Below are 20592 nucleotides of genomic sequence, written 5' to 3' on the forward strand. Positions count from 1 at the left end.
GCTGGCCAGGAACTACCTCTCCGGCGTCCTCATCGCCGCCCTCTGCGCCTACTGGCTCAATTGAGTCCAGACCCTAGGGCTTCGCCCTTCCCGCACGATGGCTCACATCCCGGACCGCCGAGCACAGTGGCGTCGTCTTCACCGTCACAAAGGAAACGACGATGACCAACACGCCCCGCTTCGCCCCGTTCCAGCTGGTCCCCGAAGTGACCAAGGCCATGCTGGCCGTCGAGACCGCCATCAACGCGACCAGCCTCGAGCACAGCCTCGCCGAGCTCGTCCGCCTGCGCGCCTCGCAGATCAACGGCTGCGCCTTCTGCATCTACATGCACGTGGTGGACGCCCGCCAGCATGGCGAGACCGACCTGCGCATCCAGATGCTCGACGCCTGGCGCGAGTCCCCCCTCTACACCGACCGCGAGCGCGCCGCCCTGGCCTGGACCGAGTCCCTGACCTTCATCGCCACGACCCGCGCCCCGGATTCCGACTACGCCCTGGTCAAGGCCCAGTTCAGCGACGCCGAGATCGCCGCCCTGTCGCTGCTGATCGGCCAGATCAACTCGTGGAACCGCCTGCAGGTGGCCGCGCGCACTGGTCACGCCGTGCAGCCGGCCGCCTCCGCGGCCTAAAGGACGCGTCGAACTCTCCCCCCGCTTGTTCGACGCCGGAAGGCGGCCAGTCCCTGCTACCCCGCGACGCCCGGCCGCCTTCCGTCACGCCCCGGCTCCCCCAGCGGGCCGGGGCGTGACTTTTCCATTGCTCCTCGGAGGATCCACCGTGACGAAATCCATCATCGTCGGCCTCGCCGTCGTCCTCGGCGTGGCGGCCATCGCCAACGGCCTGTTCATGCTGATCTCGCCCGAGGGCTGGTACTTCGCCGTGCCCGGCGTGACCACGACCGGGTCGTACAACCAGCACTTCATCCGCGACATCGGCCTGGTCTTCATGCTGATCGGCGCAAGCTTCCTGTGCGGCGCGAAACGGCCCGACCTGCGCCTGTTCCTGTGGGCCGCCCCGACCATCTGGCTCTCGGGCCACGCCCTGTTCCACTTCTGGGAGGTGGCGGTCGGGATCTGCTCCGTCTCGGTCATCCCGCGCGATTTCCCGGCGGTCACCCTGCCGGCGATCCTGGGCTGGGTCGCAACCCTCTGGGCCGCGCGCAACACGCACAAGGCCGCCCTGATCCTGGGCCGCTGATCCGACAGCTCGGAATGGTTGCGGACCGGCTGGGGCGATCGCTCCAGCCGGTTCCTTTCGTCGTCGCTAGACCGAGACGCCGCCGTCGATCGTCAGGCTGGCGCCGGTGATGAAACCCGCCTCGTCGCGCGCCAGGTACGAGACCAGGCCCGCCACCTCGGTAGGCCGGCCCATGCGGCCGAGCGGGATCAGCGGCAGGATCATCTCCACATGGGCCGAGGTCATGTCGGTGGTCGTCGGCCCGGGCTGGATGTTGTTGACCGTGATCCCGCGCGAAGCCAGGTCCAGCGCCGCGCCCTTGACCAGGGCGGCCACGGCCGCCTTGGCCATGGTGTAGAGCGTCGCTCCCGTGAAGCCGACGCGGGCGACGATGTTGCTGCCGATGGTGACGATCCGCCCGCCCTCGGTCATCAGGGGCGCGGCGTGGCGCACGGCCGCGAAGGCCCCCCGAACATTGACCGCCATCACCCGATCGAATTCCTCGAGCGAGATCTGCTCGATCGGGCCGCGGTGCAGCACGCCGGTGCTGGCCACCAGGATGTCCAGCCGCCCGAACCGCGCCAGCGTCTCGTCGATCGCCGCCTCGACCTGGGCGGCGTCGCCGCTGTCGGCCTGGATGGCGACGACCTCGCAGCTCTGGCCGCCAAGCCTGACGGTGAGCGCCTGCGCCTGGTCCGGCGAGGCGAAGTAGGTGAAGGCCGCCTTGGCTCCGTCCATGGCCAGCCGCTCGACGATGGCCGCGCCGATACCGCGCGATCCACCCAGCACCAGGGCGACCTTGCCCTGGTGTTCGCCTTCGAAATCCATCTCGATCCTCGTTTCTGGAAGCGCCGCCGCTCAGTTCTCGGCGGCGTGGTGGCGACCGTCGGCCAGGTGGGCGACGCGTCGATCGGGCAGCAGCCACAGCGCGGCGACGGCCACGTAGAGGGCCAGCGAGGCCGTGGGCGAGACGATGGCGACCAGCACCCCGGCCGCGTAGCCGGCGATCGACAGGTTGGTCTTCCAGTCGCCGCCCAATGCGGCGGCCAGGGCCGACTCCCGCCCCTCGTGGCGCGCCAGGCGCGAGGCCAGGAGACGAAAGGCCGCGCCGGTGATCAGAAGCAGCACGCCGTAGGTCACCACCGGCACGCGGGCGAAGTGGCTCTGCTCCATCCAGGCCGTGGCGAAGGGGATCATCGACAGCCAGAACAGCAGGTGCAGGTTGGCCCACATCACCGAACCGCTGATGCCGCCCGCGGCCCGCAGCAGGTGGTGGTGGTTGTTCCAGTAGATGCCGACATAGGTGAAGCTCAGCGCATAGCCGAGAAAGGTCGGCAGCAGCGGCAGCAAGGCGGCCAGGTCGCCGCCCTTGGGCGGTTGCAGCTCCAGCACCATGATGGTGATGATGATCGCGATCACGCCGTCGCTGAATGCTTCCAGGCGCGTCTTCGAAATCTGTGTCGCCATGCCGGGCCTCGCGGAAAAGCGCGTCCCGCGGCTCGAAAGGAGCGCCTGACGCTTACCGTAGGCAATAGCTCGACGCGCCTCGCGCAGCCCATCCGGCCAAGCGTAGTCCCCGGCCTAGACTTTGGTCGTTGATCACTTGGCCCAAAGGCTCGAGGTCGGCGTCGACCCGCCCCGTCGTGGCGACGGAGCGGGTCGATCCTGGATCAGACGCGGGCGGCCTTGAACCCACCCGCCGCCACGACGCCCCGATGCAGGACTGCCTGGCGGGGCGTCAGGCGCGCCACCGCCTCGGCCGAGCTGGCCGCGTCCACGAACACGCAGTCGGCCGCGTCGCCGGCCTTGGGCCACTGCTGCTCGCCCGTGGGCGACAGCGGGGTGATCCCGCCGGTGGGAATCTTCAGGGCCTGGCCGATGGCCTGCTCGTCCGACCAGCCGTAGAGCTGGCAGGCCAGCTTGGCCTTCTCCAGCACGTCGCCGCTGCCGAACACCGACCAGTGGTCGATGACGCTGTCGGTGCCGGTGAACACCTTGACGCCCGCCGCCTGGAGAGCCGGGATCGGCATCACCCGACCGCCGAACGGCACGGTGGAGGCGACCGACACGCCCGCCGCCGCCATGCGCCCGGCAAGCTCGGTCAGGGCCGGCTTGTCCAGCGACATCAGCGAGAAGCCGTGGCTGATCGTCACCCGGTCCTTCAGCGCCGGATTGCGGGCGGTGATGTCGGTGATGCGCGAGATGGCGGCTGCGCCGCTTTCGCCCGGCTCGTGGATGTGGATGTCGACCCCGGCCTTCTCGTCCAGCGCCACCTGCATCATCAGGTCGACCGACCGCTCCATGCCGCCGTCGACGGTTGTGGGATCGATGCCGCCCACATAGGCCGCGCCCGCCCGGACCGCCTGGCGCATCTGCTGCTCCAGGCCGATGCTGGCGAAGCCGTGCTGCGGGAAGGCGACGATCTCGTAGCCGAAGTCGGGCTGGTGGCGGTCCAGCGCGGCCTTCAGCTTCTCGACGTGCTTGGTCCCGATCACCGGATCGACGTTGCACTGGCTGCGGGCGAAGGTCGTGCCATAGCCCTGCAACAGCGCCACCAGGGCCTCGGCGCGCGGTTCAAGCGTCGGCAGCAACTCGGGCAGCAGCTTCTGCTCCAGCTTGATCTGGCCGGCGATGCCGCCCTTTCGCTTGCGCGGCGCCTGCCACGGACCGCCGTAGAAGGTCTTGTCGAGGTGGATGTGCATGTCGCGGAACGACGGCAGCATCAGCAGGCCGCCGGCGTCGTGCACCACCGCGCCGGGCGGGATCGCCGCACCGGCCGGCAGGATGGCGGCGATGGCCCCCTTGTCGATCTTGAGGGTCTTGAGCTCGGTGCGGGTGGCGACGACCTCTTCGCCCTCGCGCTCGTAGCCGGTCTCCAGGCGGACGTTGCGCAGGAAGTACGTCGCGCCCGTCGCCGGTCCCTTGGCCGGGGCGGCGGTCGCAGCCGATGGGGCCGAGGCGGCGAGGCCCAGGGCCCCCGCCGCCAGGCCGCCGGCGCCCAGCAGGGCGCGGCGGGAAAGGTCGGCCGCCGGGGCGGCGGAAACGGAAGGGGTGTTGAACATGCGATCGCTCATATCGGCCTCTAGAACTTGTAGCGGACGCCGAGCTTCACCTGCCAGACGGACTGGGTGTTGAAGCTGGTGGCGGCCTTCGACGTGAACTTGTCGAACTGGTAGAAATTCCCCTGCCCCGCGGCGCAGCCGACGCCGGCGAACTGGCAGTTGCGGGCCACGATGTTCGACGAGACGTAGGGGTTGGGCACCTGCTGGATCACACCCCACTTGTTGTTGAGCATGTTCCCCAGGTTCTCGATGTCGACATAGATCTCGGCCTTGGCCGCGTGCGGGAAGAAGGCCGGAGCCTCCTGGCTGAGGCGCACGTCGATCGTGGTGACCTCGGGCGACTTGAAGGCGTTGCGCGGCGTGATCTTGCCGGCGTAGTCGATCAGGCCGGTCTTCTGCAGGAAGGCGTTGAAGGCGGCGAAGTCGAAGCCCGGCGCGTAGGAGATGATCGGGTCGCTGGTCGCCGTGACCAGGCCGTTCTGGGTCTTGGGCACATAGAGCAGTTGGCGATTGCGCGAGGCGTTCGAGCCGTTCTCGCCCACCAGCACGTCGCCGGGCTGGGCGGCGTTCGCGCCGACGTCGAAGGTGTAGCTGAACGGCAGGCCCGAGCGGCGCTGGGCGAACAGGCTGATCCCGGTGCGATAGCCCGAGAAGAACTCGCGCCGATAGCTCAGCGACAGCTTGGAGAGGTTGCGGAACTCGTAGTTCGAGGTCGCCAGGCCCGGGTCGTTGGGATCGTCGGTGGCCACGCCGTTGTAATTGGCCGCCGCCACGGTGCTGATGCCCGGATTGACGTCCTTGGAGTTGATGTAGGTGTGCGAGACCTGGGCGTCCAGGCCGTCCAGCCAGCCGTCGGACCACCGCTTGCCCAGCGCCACGCCCAGCTGGTCGGTATGGCCCTGGCTCGTGTTGGTGACGAGGATGTCGTAGCGGTTGTCGCGCCCGCGCAGGAAGGTCGGGCGCCCGTCCGGGGCGGCGGGCCCGGGATTGGCCTCGCTATAGAGGTCGCGCCAGGTGACGGCGTCCTTGACCTCGGTGCGGATGTATTCGGCGCTGACCCGCCAGTCGTCGCCGCCGAACCGGCCCAGGTCGAAGTATTTCTGGACGCCGATCGAGGCCTTCCACGAGGACTGCGGCTTGAAGTCCGGGTCGAGGATGTTGGTCAGCCCCTGCCCCGTCGCCGCGCTGGCGGTGTTGAGCTGCTGGACCGCCGGGTTGACCACCTTGGCGTCGACGTTGTTCAGGCCCGCCAGGCACGCGGCGCTGGTCGTGGCGGAGCGGGCGCAGTTGACGTTACCGAGCACGATGCCGGTGTTGTAGAAGGTGTTGGCCGTCCACACGGTGGGCGAGCCGCCGCCGAACAGGCCCACGCCCCCATAGACCGTCAGGGTCGGATCGGGCTGCCAGTTGAAGCCGAAGCGCGGTTGCAGCAGGTGCTTGCCGTCGAGGTTGGCGCTGTTGTCCAGGCCATAGCGGGCCATGATCACGGGGTTGGCCTGCGGGCTGTCGCTCTGCTCGAACCAGTCGTAGCGCAGGCCCGCCTTCAGGGTCAGGTTCGGCAGGATCGCCCACTCGTCCTGCAGGTAGACGGTGTTCATGGCCGAGTGGATCGTGGCCCCGCCGTGCGCCTTGATGTTGTCGCCGGCGTTGGCGTAGGCCAGCGACGAAGCCCGCTTGGCCTCCAGGTCGGCGATGGAGTCGAAGACATAGGCGCCGTTGGCGTTCTGGACGAAGACGTCCCAGATCTTCAGCGCCTCGCGCTCGTAGCCGCCGGTGATCTTGTGGGCGCCCAGGGTGTAGACGCCCTTGGCCCGGTACTGCTGCAGGTAGGTGGTCAGCTCGTTGGCCTGGTAGGAGGCGTCGGTGCCGGCATAGATGCTGGGGCCCACGCCCGCGCCGTTCACGAACACCCGGAACTGGGCGTAGTCCGTGCCCGCCAGCGGCGTCGAGGGATTGTCCATCTTCTTGTAGGAGGCCGACAGCTCGGTGGTGAAGTTGTCGGTCCAGTTCGAGAACAGCTGGGCCTTGTAGACGTCGAGATTGTTCTCGCGCTCGATCCACTTCGACAGCAGGCCCAGCGACGTCGAGGCGCCCGTCAGGGTGTTGCCCGAGGCGTTGAGGTTCGAGCCGTAGGTGCGCTGGTAGGAGACGGTCGCCCGGTGGCGGTCGCTGATGTTCCAGTCCAGCTTGATGAAGTACTTTTCGTCGAGATTGCGGAACTGCGAGGCCGAGTAGCCCAGCGGGTCGTAGCCGTAGACGCGCTTGATGATCTCGCGCACCTGCTCGGCCTGGGCGACGGTGATCCCGGGAACCTCGTTGGGCATGCCCGAACCGACCGGGCCGGTCAGGGACGGCTCGACGCGCTCGAACTTCTCGTAGTTGGCGGTGAAGAACAGTCGGTCCTTGATGATCGGGCCGGTCAGGGTGGCGCCCCAGGTCTTTTCCGAGAACTTGCCGCCCAGGGTGCGCTTCTGGCGCGAACCGTCCTGGAAGTCGTCGTACTCGAACTTCTTGCCTTGCAGGTTCTGGTTGGTGTTCTCGAAGAACACCATGCCGTGGAAGGCGTTGCCGCCCGACTTGGTCGTGGCGTTCATCGTGCAGCCGCCGAACGAGCCGTAGTTGACGTCATAGGGCGCCAGCTCGACGCCCAGGGTCTCGACCACGTCCATCGAGATCGGCGAGCGCTGGGTGGGATAGCCGTTGGCCTGCAGCCCGAAGTCGTCGTTCTGGCGCACGCCGTCGATGGTCAGCGAGTTGGAGCGGTTGTTGGCCCCGCCGCAGATCAGCGCCTTGCTGTTGGTGGAGTCGATGGCCACGAACGGGTTCATCCGCGCCAGGTCCTTGAGGTCGCGGCTGATCGACGGCGCCAGCTGGATCTGGGCGGCGCTGAAGTTGGAGCTGGGACCGGTCTTGAGATCCTTGGCGCCGACCGAGGCGGCGGTGACCACCACCGCGTCGACCGATCCGCCGTCCAGCGCGAAGTTCAGCTGGAAGGCGTCGCCGGTATTGATCGCTGGCACCTCGACGGTCTTGGCGCCGTAGGTCTCGGAGTTGGCCGTCACCCGGTAAGGGCCGCCCGGACGCAGGTTGCGGGCCGAGAAGGCGCCGTCGGCGCTGGTGGTCGCCGTCGTGGTGGTGCCCGAGGGCGCGTGGACGATCGTGACCTGGGCGCCGGCCACGGGCGCGCCGGCCTCGTCGGTCAGCCGCCCCTGGATCGCGCCGGTGATCACCTGCGCCTGGACCACCGCGGGCGCGGCGGCCATCGCGATCACCCCGATCGCGGCGCCGGCCGAAAGCCTTCTCATGAACGTCATCGCCATATCCCCTGTTGCGAGTGCGGCGCGCGTATCCCCACGCGGCCGTGTCCTCGGCGGCGGGATCGGCACGGTCGCCGGGCCGCCAGGGACGACTTCAGGGAAACTGGAATTTCGTCGATGATCTAAAACTAAATCGTCGACGATTTGATAAATCACTGTCGACGTTATGTCTGCCGGTTTTTTTGGCCATGCGGCTCGACAAGGCGCCCGGCCTTGGGGCGCCGCGGGTCGTCGAATGGGGTTCTGACGTAGATGAGGAGTCGAAGGATCGTCGACGATCCTCCGGACGCGGACGGCCCAGGTCGGATCAACACCCAGCGACGCCAGCCATCACCTCCGAGCTTCCCCGCGAAAGCGGGGATCCAGGCGGCGTCCGCGGCTCGCTCTCCTCCGCGCCTTCTTCTGAGATTCAGCTTGGGTCCCCGCCTTCGCGGGAAAGGACGGCTTTGGGGAATGGCAGGGATAGGAAAGCCCAGAGCCCCCGACCTAGATGCGGTCGATCTCGGTCTCGCGCACCTTGCCCGCCTCGTCCTCGAGCGAGAACCGGTCGCGGGTGGTGACGTAGAAGCTGGCCCCGAAGCGGCCGACGGGGAAATAGTCCTGCAGGCTGACCCGCCAGGCCTTGGTGTCGATCAGGCCCTCGCGGGCGTGCAGGTGCAGCACCTTGCCGAAGAAGATCAGCCGGCTGTCGGTGCGGATCGTCTCCCACAGGGCGCATTCGAAGGCGACCGGGGCCTCGGCGATGCGCGGCGGGGCGATCTCGACCGACGGGGCGGTCGTCAGCCCCACCTTGTCGAGCTCGCTCTGATGGGCGGGCAGAGCCTCGCCGCAGGCGTGCATCTTGGCGGCGATGGCTTCGTCGGCCAGGTGCACCACGAACTGGCCGGACTCGACGATGTTGGCGGCCGTGTCCTTCAGCCCGCCGGAGGCCAGCAGGTTGATGCTGATCATCACCAGCGGCGGCTCCTCGCCCAGCATGTTGAACATGCTGAAGGGGGCGGCGTTGACCACGCCGTCGGCGTTGATCGTGGTCACCAGGGCGATCGGCCGGGGCACGATCAGGCTCGCCATCAGCTTGTAGCGTTGATAGGCGGTGATGCTGGCGAAATCGACGTGCATGGCGCGGCTCAGGCCAGGTTCAGCATCTGGGCCAGGGTCTTCACCGAGGACGGCCGCTCCAGGCAGATCCGCTCCTCCAGACCGACCAGGTGGGCGTTCATCGCCGCCACGGCGCGCTTGGCGTCGCCCTTGGAGATGGCGTCGACGATGTCGCAATGCTCCTCGTGCTCGCAGGCGGCGTTGCCGGCCGGCTCGTACAGGGCCACGATCAGCGAGCAGCGCGAGATCAGTTCGGTCAGGTAGGCCAGCAGGATCGGGTTGCCGCCCAGGGCCGCCACCCGCAGGTGGAAGTTGCGCGCCGTCTGGGCCCAGGCCGGCTGGTAGGCGTTGGCCATGGCCTCTTCCTCCTGGTGCAGCAGAGCGTGCAGTTCCTCGATGTCCTTGCCGCTATGGCGCTGGACGGCCAGTTCGACCAGGGCGGCCTCGAGCGCGCGGCGGGCCTCGAAGATCTTGCGGGTCTCTTCCGGCGTCGGGGCGGCCACGACCGCGCCGCGGTTGGGGCGCAACTCGACGATGCGGTCGTGCTCCAGCCGCTGCAGCACCTTGCGCACCACCGCCCGGCTGACGCCGAACAGCGAGCACAAAGCAGGCTCGGGCAGCTTGGTGCCCGGCGGCAGGCGCTGGTTCAGCACGCCGTCGAACACCGACTGATAGATCCGCTGCTCGACATCGGCCCCGCCGTCGACGGCGGCGATGCCGGCCATGTCGGTCTTGGCCGGACCACGGCCGGCCTTGCGCGCGCCGGCGGCGGTCGAGGCGGTCTTGCGCGGCTTGGCCGAGGGCGTCTGGGTCATGAAATCCGCCGAAACTGGTGATTGCGGTTGTAGGCGCCCGCATCGAGCCCGATGCAACCGGGGATCCACGCCAACCAACCGCCTTGAGGCCACGATGCCGCGATCGCGAGCAGATTTGCAATGACGAATGTCGACTTTCTGCTCAGCCTGAATGTCGACGCATAATTCTTCAAATCGTCGACGATTTTATGAGCCGATGCGCGAGCGACGCGATTAACTCGCCCTCGAACACGGCCCGCCGCCCACGCGCCGCGCCAGCTCAAGAGGTGTCTCGTGTCGAATCCGTCCCGCCGCATGTTCGCCGTCGGAAGCCTCGCCGTCCTGCTGGCCGCCTGCAAGGGCCAGGGCGGCGCGGGGCCGGTGAAGATCGGCCTGGTCACCGCCCTCTCCGGCCAGTCGGCGCGCTCGGGCGAGGCCATCACCAGGGGCCTGACCGTGGCCATCGACGAGATCAACGCCGCCGGCGGCGTGCTGGGCGGGCGCAAGCTGGAGCTGGTCCGCCGCGACGACGAGAGCAATCCGGCCCGGGGCGTCACCGCCGCCCGCGAACTGATCCACCGCGAGAAGGTCGCCGTGCTGTTCGGCGGGCTCGACACCCCGGTGGCCCGCGCCATCGTGCCGATCGCCAGCCAGGCCAAGGTTCCCTTCATGGTGCCGTGGGCGGCCGGCACGGCCATCACTCAGAACGGGACCAGCCCCAACTTCGTGTTCCGGGTCTCGGCCGTCGACGAGGAGGTCGACAAGGCCATGGTCGCCTACGCCCGCCAGACCTTCGCGGCCAAGCGCCCCGGCCTGATCCTGCTCAACAACCCCTGGGGCGAGTCCAACGAGAAGGGGCTGAAGGCGGCGCTGGCGGCGGCCGGCTCTCCCCTCGCCGGCTCCGAACGCTTCGAGCCGTCGGATGTCGATGTGACGCCTCAGCTTGGCCGCCTGCGCGCGGCCGGCGCCGACGCCCTGCTGCTGGTCGGCACGGTCGGACCGTCGGCCCAGGTCGTGCGCTCGCTCGACCGCATGGGCTGGACCGTGCCGGTGGTCTCGCACTGGGGCCCGGCCGGCGGACGCTTCGGCGAACTGGCCGGCCCCAACGCCGGCCGCGTCACCTTCGTCCAGACCTACAGCTTCGCAGGCCCCATCACCCCGGCGCGCGACAAGGTGCTGGCAGCCCTGATGGCCAAGTACCCCGACATCAAGTCGCCGGCCGACATCTCGCCGGCCGTGGGCGTGGCCAACGCCTACGACGCCCTGCACCTGACGGCGCTCGCGCTGAACAAGGCCGGCTCCACCGACGGCGACGCCGTGCGCAAGGGCTTCGCCGCCATCGACCGCTACGAAGGCCTGATCAAGACTTACGAGCGCCCGTTCGCCGACGGCCGCCACGACGCCCTGACCCAGAAGGACTATGTCTGGGCCCGCTTCGAGGGCGACGCCATCGTGCCGGTCCAGCGCGGCTAGGCCATGGATCTCGTCGCTCCCCTCCTCAGCGGCCTCGCGCTCGGCAGCATGTACGGGCTTATCGCGCTGGGCTTCCACATCAACTTCTCGGTCTGCGGGGCGCTGAACTTCGCGCAAGGGACCAGCGCCATGCTGGGCGCGGTGCTGCTGTTCACGCTGGAACGCACCCTGGGCTGGCCAATGCTGCTGGCCGCGCCCGCGACGATCGCGCTGTGCGGCCTCTACGGCCTGCTGGTCGAGGGGCTGGCCGTGCGGCCGTTCCTAAGGCGCCGGTCCGACGCCTGGCTGATGGCCACCGTCGCCCTGGGTCTGGTCACCGACAACGCCACGCTCTTCCTGTTCGGCACCGAGCCGCGCAGCCTGAGTTCCATCCTCACCGCCTCGTCGGTGAGCGTCGGCGGCGCCTCGCTGGGCGTCTATCCTCTGCACCTGCTGATACCGGTCGTCGGCCTGGCCACCGCCGCCGCGTTGCATTGGGTGAGCCGCAAGACCCTGTTGGGCACGGCGATCCTGGCCGTGGCCCAGAACCGCGACGCCGCCAGCCTGATGGGCATTCCCGTCGGCGCGATGATCGCGGCGGCCTTCGCCGTCTCCTCGGCCCTGGCCGGCATGGCCGGCGCCCTGGTCGCGCCGCTGTTCACCATCCAGCCCGATATGGGCGTCGTCCTGGGCCTGAAGGCCTTCGCCGTGGCGATCCTCGGCGGCCTCAAGAACCCGTGGGGGATCATAACCGCCGGCGTGCTGTTCGGCGTGGTCGAGGCCGCGTCCGCCAGCGTGCTGGGCTCGGGCTACACCCAGATGCTGAACTTCGGCCTGGTGATCCTGGCCCTGGCCCTGCGCCCCGACGGCCTGCTGGGCCGCGCCGAGGTGCGAAAGGTATGAGCATGCGCTCCATCGCCTCCACCCTGGCCGCGCTGGGCGCGGTCGTCGCCGCCCTCGTCCTGGCCGGCGTGCTCGACAGCTACTACGCCTTCGTGCTGGGCCAGATCGCCCTGCTGGTCATCGTCGGCGTCGGCCTCAACATCCTGATCGGGCTTGGCGGCCAGATGTCGTTCGGCCATGCCGGCGTCTACGCCATCGGGGCCTATGCCGTGGCGGTGCTGACCACGCGCCTGGGCGTCAGCTTCTGGATCGCCTGGCCGCTGGGGGCCCTGCTGGCCGGCGGCGTCGGCGCGCTGATGGCGATCCCGGCCCTGCGCCTGAAAGGGCCGTACCTGGCGATGGTGACCATCGCCTTCGGCCTGATCGTCGAGCATGGCCTCGTGGAGCTGCGCGACGTCACCGGCGGCCAGAACGGCATCCTCGACATTCCCGCCCCCAGCCTGTTCGGCGCCGCGCTGGACGCCAACGGCCTGGCCATGCTGGCCGTGGCGGTGGCGGCCGCCTCGCTGCTGGCGTTCCAGCGGCTGTCGGCCGGCGGCTGGGGCGCGGCCATGCGCGCCGTGCGCGACACCGACGTCGCCGCCGCCTCGGTGGGCCTGAATCCCACCGTCGTGCGCACCCTGGCCTTCGCCCTGTCGGCCCTGTTCGCCGGCGCGGCCGGCGGCCTGTTCGCGCCGATGGCCGGCTTCGTCACGCCGCAGACCTTCAACCTGACCCAGTCGATCCTGTTCGTGCTGGTGGTGGTGCTGGGCGGGTCCGGAACCCGCCTGGGACCCTTGCTGGGCGCCCTGGTCGTGGGCCTGCTGCCCGAGCTGCTGGCCGGGTTCGAGGCCTATCGCATCCTGGTGTTCGGCGCCTTGCTGATGGTGGTGCTGTGGCTGGCCCCACGCGGGCTGGCCGGCCTTTGGGACGCCCTGCCCTTCAAGCGAAAGTCGCTCGCGGCCCTGCCTACCGAGACCGCGCCGCCCCTCGCCGAGCTGCTCACCGCCCGCCCCCGCGCCGCACTGCGGGCCGAGGACCTCGGCATGCGCTTTGGCGGCCTGCGCGCCCTGGACGGCGCCCGCTTCAGCCTGCCGCCCGGACGGGTCACGGCCCTGATCGGCCCCAACGGCGCGGGCAAGTCGACGGTGATGAACCTGCTCAGCGGCTTCTACCGCCCCACCGACGGCCGCTGCCTGCTGGGCGAGGCGCCCCTGCCCCGCCAGGCCTTCGCGGCAGCGCGGGCCGGGGTCGCGCGCTCGTACCAGACCTCGCAGGTGTTCCAGAGCCTAAGCGTCGAGGACAACGTCCTGCTGGCCGCCCGCCGGGGCCGGCTGGGCGCGCCCCTCGCCCGCTTCGCCGCGCCCGACCAGCGCGAACGCGCCCGCGCCCTGCTGGCCGCCTGCGGCTATGCCGGCGACCCGACGCTTCCCGCCGGGGACCTGGCCCATGTCGACCGCCGCCTGGTCGAGATCGCCCGCGCCCTGGCGCTGGACCCAGACGTGCTGCTGCTGGACGAACCCGCCGCCGGCCTGTCGCAGGAAGACAAGCGGCGCCTCGCCGACCTGCTGACGCAGATCGCCAAGGCCGGCGTCGCCGTCGGCCTGATCGAGCACGACATGGGCCTGGTGATGGGCGTCTCCGACGCCGTCGTGGTGCTGAACGCCGGCGTGCAGATCGCGCAGGGAACGCCGGAAGAGATCCAGGCCGATCCGGCCGTGCGCGCGGCCTATCTGGGCGCGGCCCCGGCCTCGGCGCCCGTCGATCGCGGGCCGGTCAGCCGGCTGGACGCCCTGCGCGTGGTCAACCTGACCGCCGGCTATGGCGCCGCCCCCGTGCTGTCGGGCGTCGAGATCGAGGTCCGCCAGGGCGAGGCCGTGGCCCTGCTGGGCGCCAACGGCGCGGGCAAGTCGACCCTGATGCGGGTCATCGCCGGCCTGCACCCGGCCGCCGAGGGCCAGGTCGCCTTCGAGGGCGGCCTCTTGAACGGCCTGTCGGCCAACGAGCGCGTGCGCAAGGGCGTGGTGCTGTCGCCCGAGGGCCGGCAGGTGTTTCCTGAACTGACCGTGCGCGACAACATCCGCCTGGGCGCCTTCCTCGACCGCCGCGACCTGGAGGCCCGCACCCAGGAGATGCTGGCGCGCTTCCCGCGCCTAGCCGAACGCCTGCACCAGCGGGCCGGCCTGCTCTCCGGCGGCGAGCAGCAGATGCTGGCCCTGGCCCGCGCCCTGATGAGCCGGCCCAAGGTGCTGCTGCTGGACGAGCCGTCGCTGGGCCTGGCCCCGCGCGTGATCGACGAGATCTTCGGCGCCTTCCGCGACCTGCGCGACCAGGACCTCACGCTGCTGATCGTCGACCAGATGGCCGGGCTGGCGCTGTCGGTCTCCGACCGGGCCTATGTGCTGAGCGGCGGAGCGATCGTGGCCCACGGGACCTCGGCCCAGATCGCCGCCGATCCGGCGATCAACGCAGCCTATCTCGGCGGTTGAACAGGGTCACGGTCACGCCATCGCGCAAGATTAGTTCTATCGAGACAAGACGAATCCGCGCGAAACCGCCTCCATGCCGCCCAGCACCGTCGCCAGTTCCTCGCTCGCCTTCGGCCCGTTCACGCTCGATCGCGAACGCCGCCTGCTGAGCGCCGGCGGCCGGCCTGTGACGATCGGCAGCCGGGCGCTGGACATCCTGCTGGCCCTGATCGACGCCGACGGCGACCTCCTGAGCAAGGACCAGTTGCTGGCGCGGGTCTGGGCCGACGTGGTGGTCGATGAGAGCACCCTGCGCGTCCACATCGCCGGCCTGCGCAAGGCCCTGGGCGACGGCCGCGACGGCGCCCGCTACGTGCTGAACGAACAGGGCCGCGGCTATCGCTTCGTCGCCCCGGTCACGCGTCCTGACGGGGAGCCGGCCGCTTCGCAGCCCGCACCGTTCACCCCAGCGCGTGCGCGGGCGACCGCGCGCCGGATCGTCGGCCGCGACGCCATCGTCGACAGCCTGGTCCATCTGCTGCCCGAGCGCGGCTTCATGACCGTGATCGGCCCCGGCGGCATCGGCAAGACCACCGTCGCCACCGCCGTCGCCGAGCGCGTGGCCCAGGCGCGGGGCCTGCCCTGGATGTTCATCGACCTGGCGCCCGTCGCCCAGTCCGAACTGGTGGCCGGAACGGCCGCCGCCGCGCTCGACCTGCCCGGCTCGGGCCGCGCCGCCGAGGCCGCCGTGGTCGCGCGACTGGCGCAGGTCCCGACGGTGCTGGTGCTGGACAACTGCGAGCACGTGGTCGACGCGGCCGCCGATCTGGCCCAGGCCATCCACCAGGGCGCGCCCGCGACCCTGGTGCTGGCCACCAGCCGCGAGGCGTTGCGGGCCGAGGGCGAGTGGGTGCACCGACTACAGACCCTGCCCGCGCCGGAGGACGGCGCGATCGACGCGCGGGCCGCCGCCGGCTACCCGGCCGTGCAGCTGTTCGTCGAGCGCGCCCGGGCCAGCGACGACGCCTTCGCCCTGACCGACGCCAACGCCGCCGCCGTCGCCGAGATCTGCCGCCGGCTGGACGGCATGCCGCTGGCGCTGGAACTGGCCGCCGCCCGGATCGACATGATGAGCGCCGCCGAGCTGGCGGCCAATCTCGACGACCGCTTCGACCTGCTGACCAAGGGCCGGCGCACCGCCCTGCCCCGCCAGCAGACCCTGCGCGCCACGCTCGACTGGAGCTATGGACTGCTGCCGGCCGAGGGCCGCGCGGTGCTGGATCGCCTCAGCCTGTTCGCCGGCGCCTTTCCGATGGAAGCCGCCCGCTCGGTCGCCGCCGATCAGGACCTGGGCCGGCACGCGGTGCTCGACATCGTCACCGCCCTGGCCCGCAAGTCGCTGCTGTCGGTCGACGCCTCAGGACCGGCCACCCTCTATCGCCTGCTCGACACCACCCGTGCCTACGCCCGCGAGACACTGGCCGCGCGGCCGGACGCCGGCGAGACCGCCCGCCGCCATGCCGAATACTGCTGCGCGCAGCTGGCCGACACCGACAGCGCCTGGGAAGGCCGCGCCCGCCGTGAATGGCTGGCCGAGAAGAGCCGCCTGGTCGACGACGTGCGCGCCGCCCTTTCCTGGGCGTTCTCGCCGACCGGCGACCTGCCTTTGGCCATCCGCCTGACCGTCGTCTCCGCGCCGCTGTGGTTCCACCTCAGCCTGCCCAGCGAGTTCCTGGCCCTGGTCGAGACGGCGCTGAAGAGCATCGCCGCCACGGACCTGGCCGGTTCGGCCGCCGAGGTCGAACTGCTGAGCGCCCAGGGCCACGCCCTGTGGCACACCCGCGGCCCCACGACGGCCATGGAGAGCGCCTTCGCCCGCGCCCTGCAAATCGCCGAGGCGCTGGACGACCCGGCCTTGCGGCTGCGGGCAGGCTGGGGCCGCTGGGCTCACGCCATCCTGGCCGGACGCTACGCCGACTGCGCCGTGTTCGCCGACGGCTTCCAGGCCATTGCCCAGGCCGTGGGCGATCCCGCCGCCTTGCAGACCGCCGACCACATGCAGGCCCTGCGCCATCACTTCGCCGGCGACCAGGAGACGGCCCTGCGCCTGGTCGAGCGGGTGATCGCCACCCATACCGGCCCGGTGGTGGCCAACCAGGCCAACCACGCCCAGGTCAACGACACCGTCGCGGCCCAGGCCCTGAAGATGCGGATCCTGTGGCTGCGCGGCGAGTCCGCGCAGGCCTTGCGGCTGGCGCAGGAGACCGCCGAGGCCGCCCTGGCCACCGACCACGACCTGACCATCTGCTACGGACTGGCCGTCGGGGCCGTGCCGGTCGCGCTGTGGACCGGTCGCGCCGACCTCGCCCGCCACTGGGCGGATCGCCTGCTCGAACGGGCGCGCGGGCGCGGCGTGCGGTTCTGGGAGCTGTGGGGCCAGGGCTACCTGGCCGCCCTCGATCCTTCCGTCCGCGTCCCGGCCGACGCCTTCCCGATGCAGGTCGAGTGCTTCGCCGCCGCCGACGCGGGTCTGGTGGACGAGGCCATGCTGGCCCGCCTGGACCAGGAGCCGTCGACCTGGGCCGGGCCCGAACTGATGCGCCTTGGCGCCATCACCGGCGATCCGGCGGAGCGAAAGGCCAGCCTGCACGCCGCCCTCGACCTGTCCCGCGCCCAGGGCGCCGGCGCCTGGAGCCTGCGGACAGCCATCTCCCTGGCCGAGCCGGGCCGGGTGAGCGAGGCGCTGGAAGCCCTGCCCGACGCGCCCGGCTGTCCCGACCGCCAGGCCGCGAGGGCGCTGCTCGACGCGAGCTGAACACCACGCCGCGCGCCACGCAACAACCTGGCAAGCAGCTGCTTTTCCTGATCTTTTCCAGCTACACAACTCTACACAAGGCTTAACTCACGCTGGGCGGAAGACCTTGGCATCGTAGTTTCACACCGGCGGCGAGCCGGGCGCTGAAAGGAACGCTGCCATGTCTTTCGAACCCCTGCCCCCCGTCGCCGCCACCGGCTTCGATCGCGTGATCGACCTGGGCGCCGGCGCCCTGCCCGACCTGATCGCCGGCCTGCTGGCCGACGCCCGCGCCGCCGCCCGCGACGACCGCCTGGCCGCCGAGCGCCGGGTGCGCGAGGCCGTCGAGTTGGTGCAGCGCGAAGGCAAGCGCCTGCTGGACGACGCCCGTCCCGCGCCGATCACCGGCGGCCTGGCGCCCTGGCAGATCCGCCGGGTCGACGCCCACATCGCCGCCCATCTCGACGCGCCGGTCAAGGTGTCGGACCTGGCCGACCAGGTCCGCCTCAGCGTCAGCCACTTCTCGCGGGCCTTCGCCGTCAGCTACGGCGGCGGGGCGCGCGAGCACATCATCCAGCGCCGCCTGGAGCGCGCCCGCCGGATGATGGTCGAGACCAGCGCCCCCCTGGGCCAGATCGCCGCCGCCTGCGGCTTCGCCGACCAGGCCCATTTCTCCAACCGCTTCCGCCGCGCCTTCGAGACCAGCCCGCTGGTCTGGCGTCGCCTGCACCAGCGCGACCAGGACACCTCGATCGGCCTGGCCGACGCGGCCCTGGCGTGAAGGATCCCGCCTTGTCCCGCAGCACCCCCGCCGCCGGCCCGGTGCTGACCCCCGCCTCGGCTCATCCGGTGCTCGACCCCGTCACCCAGCAGTTCGTCGACGAGCGCCTGGACCGCGCTTCCGCCCCCCTGCGCGACCAGCCGCTGGACCTGGCGCGCGCGGCCTTCGCCAAGGCCCAGGCGCCGCAGTCGGACCTGCCTGAGGTGCAGGTGCTCGACCTGGTCCTGACCCTGGCCGACGGCGAACGCCTGCCGCTCCGCGTCCTGCGGCCGCCGGGCCGGTCCGCGCCCTTGCCCATCGTGCTCTACCTGCATGGCGGCGGCTGGATCATGGGCGGCGGCGGCACGCACGAGCGGCTGATGCGGCGGCTGGCGCTGGGCGCCGGCGCGGCGGTCGTCGATGTCGGCTACGCCCTCGCGCCGGAGGCCCGGCATCCGGCCCAGATCGAGCAGGCCCACCTGGCCCTGCTGGCGCTCATCGAGCGCGCGGCGAGCCTCGACCTCGACGCCGAGCACATCGCCTTGGCCGGCGACGGGGCCGGCGGCGCGATCGCGGCGAGCGTGGCGCTGCGGGTGGGGATCGCCGGGGGGCCGGTCCTGGCGGGCCAGGTCCTGCTGTGCCCGATCACCGCGCCCGTGGGGCAAAGCGCCTCCAGCCGGGCCTTCGCCGAGGGACCAGGCCCCACGGCCGATGACCTGCGCTACTGCGAGGCCTGCCTGGGCGCGGCGCCGGACGACGACACGCCCGCCTTCGTGCTCGACACGCCGCTGCGCCGCCTTTCCGCCCTGCCGCCGACCCTGGTGATCACTGCCGAGGCCGACGTCACCCGCGACGACGCCGAGGCCTATGCCCGCAAGCTGATGCGAGCCGGGGTCGAGGTCACCGCCGTCCGGATGATCGGGACGATCCACGACTTCGCCGTGCTCGAGGCGCTGCGCGACACGCCGCCCACGCGGGCGGCGGTGCGCACGGTCGCCAGCTTCCTGCGTTCGGTGCTGGGCTTGAACGATCAGGCCGCCGCCCCCTAGAACTCCAGCTGCAACCGGGCCTGGGCGACGGTGACGTCGGCGTCGAGTTCGCCGCCGGCGATCGGCCGGTTGTCGATCCGGGCGCGGGTCAGGTTCCCCGACAGTCGCACGTAGCTGTAGGGGTACCAGTTGGCGCCCAGCGTCACGGCGCGATAGGTCCCGGCCGTGGCCAGCCCCGTCTGCGCCGCCAGGGGGGCGACGCCGTTGGCGGCCATGTCGCTGAAGTCGGCGTAGTCGTAGCGGGCGGCGAACTCCAGCGCGCCGAAGCCGCCCCGGTCCAGCGGATGGGCCACCCGGATCCGGCCGAACGAGCCGTTGGGATTGTAGGGCCGCGTCTCGCCGGTCGCGAACCAGCTGGCCGAGGCGTAGGCCGTGACGATGTCGAAGTTCGGCCCGCCCAGGGCCGCGCTGAGGTCGGTCCCGATGCGGTCGACCCGGATCCGCGCCGCCTCGCCCTGCAGCGACAGGGCGCGATGCACCCAGGCCGCCTCCAGGCCCAGCGTGGTGTCGCCGTCGCCGACCGCGCCGGTCGAGAACAGCGTGGCGCCGCTGGAGGCCTGCGGCCGGAAGGCTGTGTTGGCCGCCGCCGAATAGGTGAAGCCGGTCTCGCCGCCTCGATCGCGCCGCCGGACCCAGGCGCCCAGATGCAGGCGGTCGTCCTTTGACAGCTGCGGCGACCAGGTGGCGCGCACGGTGGCGCCCATGCGCTCGACCGCCTGGTTGGGGTCATAGCCGCCGACGGCGTCGGTGCGGTTGATGTTGTCGCCCTGCAGCGCGCCCCACAGCGACCAGTTGGTGCCGGTGCGCACCGCCTGCAGCGCCAGCACGTAGCCGGCGTCGATCACGTCGCCATAGGCGCCGCGCTCCATGAAGGTGATCGACTTGAACGAGGTCAGCCCCTCCAGCGAGGCGGCCTTCTGGTTGCCGACCAGCAGGCTGGTCTGCTTGTCGAGGCGATAGTCGATGATGGCGTCGTCCCAGCCCCAGGCGCCGCCGCTGACCGCGCCGCCCTCCAGGCGATAGCCCCAGCGGCCGTTCTGCCCCTCGACGCCGAGGAACAGCTGCCGGGCCCGAAGCTCGCGGGCGTGATAGTCGGCCAGGCCGTCGCGCTGGGCCACGGCGTCGACGGCGTCCAGCAGGATCCGCCCGCGCAGCTTGAACGTCGCGCCCGAGGGATCGGTGAAGCGCGGCGAGTTCTCCCAGCGCATCGGCTCCGGCGCGGCTTTGGGCGGCGTGGTCTGGATGACCGGCGTGGCGGCGGCGACCGGCGCGGAAACCGGCTTGGGCGCGGTCGGAACGGGCGCCTGGCGCTCCAGCACGTCGATCCGCGCCTGCAGGGCCTGGATCTGGGCTTTCAGGAGGGCGAGGTCGGCGTCCTGGGCCTGGGCAGCGCCGGCGGCGCTGGCGGCCACGAGGGCCGTGGTGGCGAAAAGCATGCGCATGGCTGCGTTCTCCCCGCCTCCCGCGCGGGGGCGCGGGAGGGAGACGAAGAGGGATGGAAAGGCCGCCACGGAAGCGGCCCAGGTTGCGGGAAGGCCCGGCGGCCTACTCGGCGGGCGCCGGCAGCGGCTCGGCGTCGATCGGAGCGGCCCGGCCGGCCAGGGCGGCGTCCAGCTGCTCCTTGTCCAGGGCCTTGTCCCAGCGGGCGACGACGACGGTGGCGACGGCGTTGCCGATGAAGTTGGTCAGCGAGCGGCACTCGCTCATGAAGCGGTCGACGCCGAGGATCAGGGCCATGCC

At 71.0% G+C, this 20592-nt stretch carries 15 protein-coding genes and 1 pseudogene; 8 read left to right on the forward strand and 8 right to left on the reverse strand.

Translation table 11 applies throughout. The features are described 5' to 3' along the window. The first annotated feature begins 161 nt into the window (after window positions 1-161). Window positions 162-629 carry a carboxymuconolactone decarboxylase family protein gene (locus V6S85_RS26225; RefSeq protein ID WP_116565518.1) on the forward strand — a complete coding sequence of 156 codons (468 nt, stop codon included), beginning with the start codon at window positions 162-164 and terminating at the stop codon, window positions 627-629. 148 nt (window positions 630-777) lie between these two features. Further along, window positions 778-1197, forward strand: coding sequence for a hypothetical protein (locus V6S85_RS26230; protein ID WP_334350771.1), 420 nt, complete (start codon window positions 778-780; stop codon window positions 1195-1197). Window positions 1198-1263: 66 nt separating this feature from the next. On the opposite strand, the gene V6S85_RS26235 is transcribed toward V6S85_RS26230, so the two are convergent. From V6S85_RS26235 to V6S85_RS26260, 6 genes are all read right to left on the reverse strand, one after another. Beyond that, the gene (locus V6S85_RS26235; protein ID WP_334350772.1) at window positions 1264-2004 is read right to left on the reverse strand and encodes an SDR family oxidoreductase; all 741 of its coding nucleotides are present in this window, start codon (window positions 2002-2004) and stop codon (window positions 1264-1266) included. A 30-nt stretch (window positions 2005-2034) separates the two neighbouring features. Next, window positions 2035-2643 (reverse strand): TMEM175 family protein, encoded by a 609-nt coding sequence (locus tag V6S85_RS26240; RefSeq protein ID WP_207780706.1) that lies wholly within the window; start codon window positions 2641-2643, stop codon window positions 2035-2037. Window positions 2644-2846: 203 nt separating this feature from the next. After that, window positions 2847-4250 carry an amidohydrolase gene (locus V6S85_RS26245; protein ID WP_334350773.1) on the reverse strand — a complete coding sequence of 468 codons (1404 nt, stop codon included), beginning with the start codon at window positions 4248-4250 and terminating at the stop codon, window positions 2847-2849. Window positions 4251-4258: 8 nt separating this feature from the next. After that, window positions 4259-7552: a TonB-dependent receptor gene (locus V6S85_RS26250; RefSeq protein ID WP_334350774.1), complete on the reverse strand. Its 3294-nt coding sequence runs from the start codon at window positions 7550-7552 to the stop codon at window positions 4259-4261. Window positions 7553-8041: 489 nt separating this feature from the next. Then, complete coding sequence (locus V6S85_RS26255; RefSeq protein WP_058346295.1) at window positions 8042-8674, reverse strand: flavin reductase family protein; 633 nt, start codon at window positions 8672-8674, stop codon at window positions 8042-8044. Between the two features lie 8 nt (window positions 8675-8682). Then, a complete protein-coding gene (locus V6S85_RS26260; RefSeq protein WP_101719162.1) occupies window positions 8683-9468 on the reverse strand; it encodes a GntR family transcriptional regulator in 786 nt (261 codons plus the stop codon). 273 nt (window positions 9469-9741) lie between these two features. Here V6S85_RS26260 and V6S85_RS26265 point away from each other — a divergent pair, with 273 nt between their 5' ends. From V6S85_RS26265 to V6S85_RS26290, 6 genes are all read left to right on the forward strand, one after another. Then, window positions 9742-10920: an ABC transporter substrate-binding protein gene (locus tag V6S85_RS26265; protein ID WP_334350775.1), complete on the forward strand. Its 1179-nt coding sequence runs from the start codon at window positions 9742-9744 to the stop codon at window positions 10918-10920. Window positions 10921-10923: 3 nt separating this feature from the next. Next, on the forward strand, window positions 10924-11802 hold the full coding sequence (locus V6S85_RS26270) for a branched-chain amino acid ABC transporter permease (protein ID WP_334350776.1): 879 nt from the start codon (window positions 10924-10926) through the stop codon (window positions 11800-11802). Between the two features lie 2 nt (window positions 11803-11804). Beyond that, a complete protein-coding gene (locus V6S85_RS26275) occupies window positions 11805-14270 on the forward strand; it encodes an ATP-binding cassette domain-containing protein (RefSeq protein WP_334350777.1) in 2466 nt (821 codons plus the stop codon). 73 nt (window positions 14271-14343) lie between these two features. After that, window positions 14344-17064 (forward strand): ATP-binding protein, encoded by a 2721-nt coding sequence (locus V6S85_RS26280; RefSeq protein WP_334350778.1) that lies wholly within the window; start codon window positions 14344-14346, stop codon window positions 17062-17064. A gap of 160 nt (window positions 17065-17224) precedes the next feature. Beyond that, the gene (locus V6S85_RS26285; RefSeq protein WP_334350779.1) at window positions 17225-17824 is read left to right on the forward strand and encodes a helix-turn-helix transcriptional regulator; all 600 of its coding nucleotides are present in this window, start codon (window positions 17225-17227) and stop codon (window positions 17822-17824) included. An 11-nt stretch (window positions 17825-17835) separates the two neighbouring features. After that, a complete protein-coding gene (locus V6S85_RS26290) occupies window positions 17836-18852 on the forward strand; it encodes an alpha/beta hydrolase fold domain-containing protein (protein ID WP_334350780.1) in 1017 nt (338 codons plus the stop codon). Here the strand turns inward: V6S85_RS26290 and V6S85_RS26295 are convergent. Both V6S85_RS26295 and V6S85_RS26300 read right to left on the reverse strand, forming a co-directional pair. Further along, window positions 18849-20294 carry an OprO/OprP family phosphate-selective porin gene (locus V6S85_RS26295; protein ID WP_334350781.1) on the reverse strand — a complete coding sequence of 482 codons (1446 nt, stop codon included), beginning with the start codon at window positions 20292-20294 and terminating at the stop codon, window positions 18849-18851. The genes V6S85_RS26290 and V6S85_RS26295 overlap by 4 nt on opposite strands. Before the next feature lie 103 nt (window positions 20295-20397). Next, a pseudogene (locus tag V6S85_RS26300) lies at window positions 20398-20592 on the reverse strand (C4-dicarboxylate transporter DctA); the annotation flags it as partial.

This window comes from Caulobacter sp. CCNWLW153 (assembly GCF_036889365.1).
Taxonomy (GTDB): domain Bacteria; phylum Pseudomonadota; class Alphaproteobacteria; order Caulobacterales; family Caulobacteraceae; genus Caulobacter; species Caulobacter radicis.

Excerpts from the sequence above, each read along its gene's own strand:
- V6S85_RS26240 (WP_207780706.1), bottom strand. The coding sequence starts at position 2,643 with ATGGCGACACAGATTTCGAAGACGCGCCTGGAAGCATTCAGCGACGGC.
- V6S85_RS26250 (WP_334350774.1), bottom strand. The coding sequence starts at position 7,552 with ATGACGTTCATGAGAAGGCTTTCGGCCGGCGCCGCGATCGGGGTGATC.
- V6S85_RS26275 (WP_334350777.1), top strand. The coding sequence starts at position 11,805 with ATGCGCTCCATCGCCTCCACCCTGGCCGCGCTGGGCGCGGTCGTCGCC.
- V6S85_RS26245 (WP_334350773.1), bottom strand. The coding sequence starts at position 4,250 with ATGAGCGATCGCATGTTCAACACCCCTTCCGTTTCCGCCGCCCCGGCG.
- V6S85_RS26295 (WP_334350781.1), bottom strand. The coding sequence starts at position 20,294 with ATGCGCATGCTTTTCGCCACCACGGCCCTCGTGGCCGCCAGCGCCGCC.
- V6S85_RS26255 (WP_058346295.1), bottom strand. The coding sequence starts at position 8,674 with ATGCACGTCGATTTCGCCAGCATCACCGCCTATCAACGCTACAAGCTG.
- V6S85_RS26270 (WP_334350776.1), top strand. The coding sequence starts at position 10,924 with ATGGATCTCGTCGCTCCCCTCCTCAGCGGCCTCGCGCTCGGCAGCATG.
- V6S85_RS26260 (WP_101719162.1), bottom strand. The coding sequence starts at position 9,468 with ATGACCCAGACGCCCTCGGCCAAGCCGCGCAAGACCGCCTCGACCGCC.
- V6S85_RS26285 (WP_334350779.1), top strand. The coding sequence starts at position 17,225 with ATGTCTTTCGAACCCCTGCCCCCCGTCGCCGCCACCGGCTTCGATCGC.
- V6S85_RS26235 (WP_334350772.1), bottom strand. The coding sequence starts at position 2,004 with ATGGATTTCGAAGGCGAACACCAGGGCAAGGTCGCCCTGGTGCTGGGT.
- V6S85_RS26225 (WP_116565518.1), top strand. The coding sequence starts at position 162 with ATGACCAACACGCCCCGCTTCGCCCCGTTCCAGCTGGTCCCCGAAGTG.
- V6S85_RS26280 (WP_334350778.1), top strand. The coding sequence starts at position 14,344 with ATGCCGCCCAGCACCGTCGCCAGTTCCTCGCTCGCCTTCGGCCCGTTC.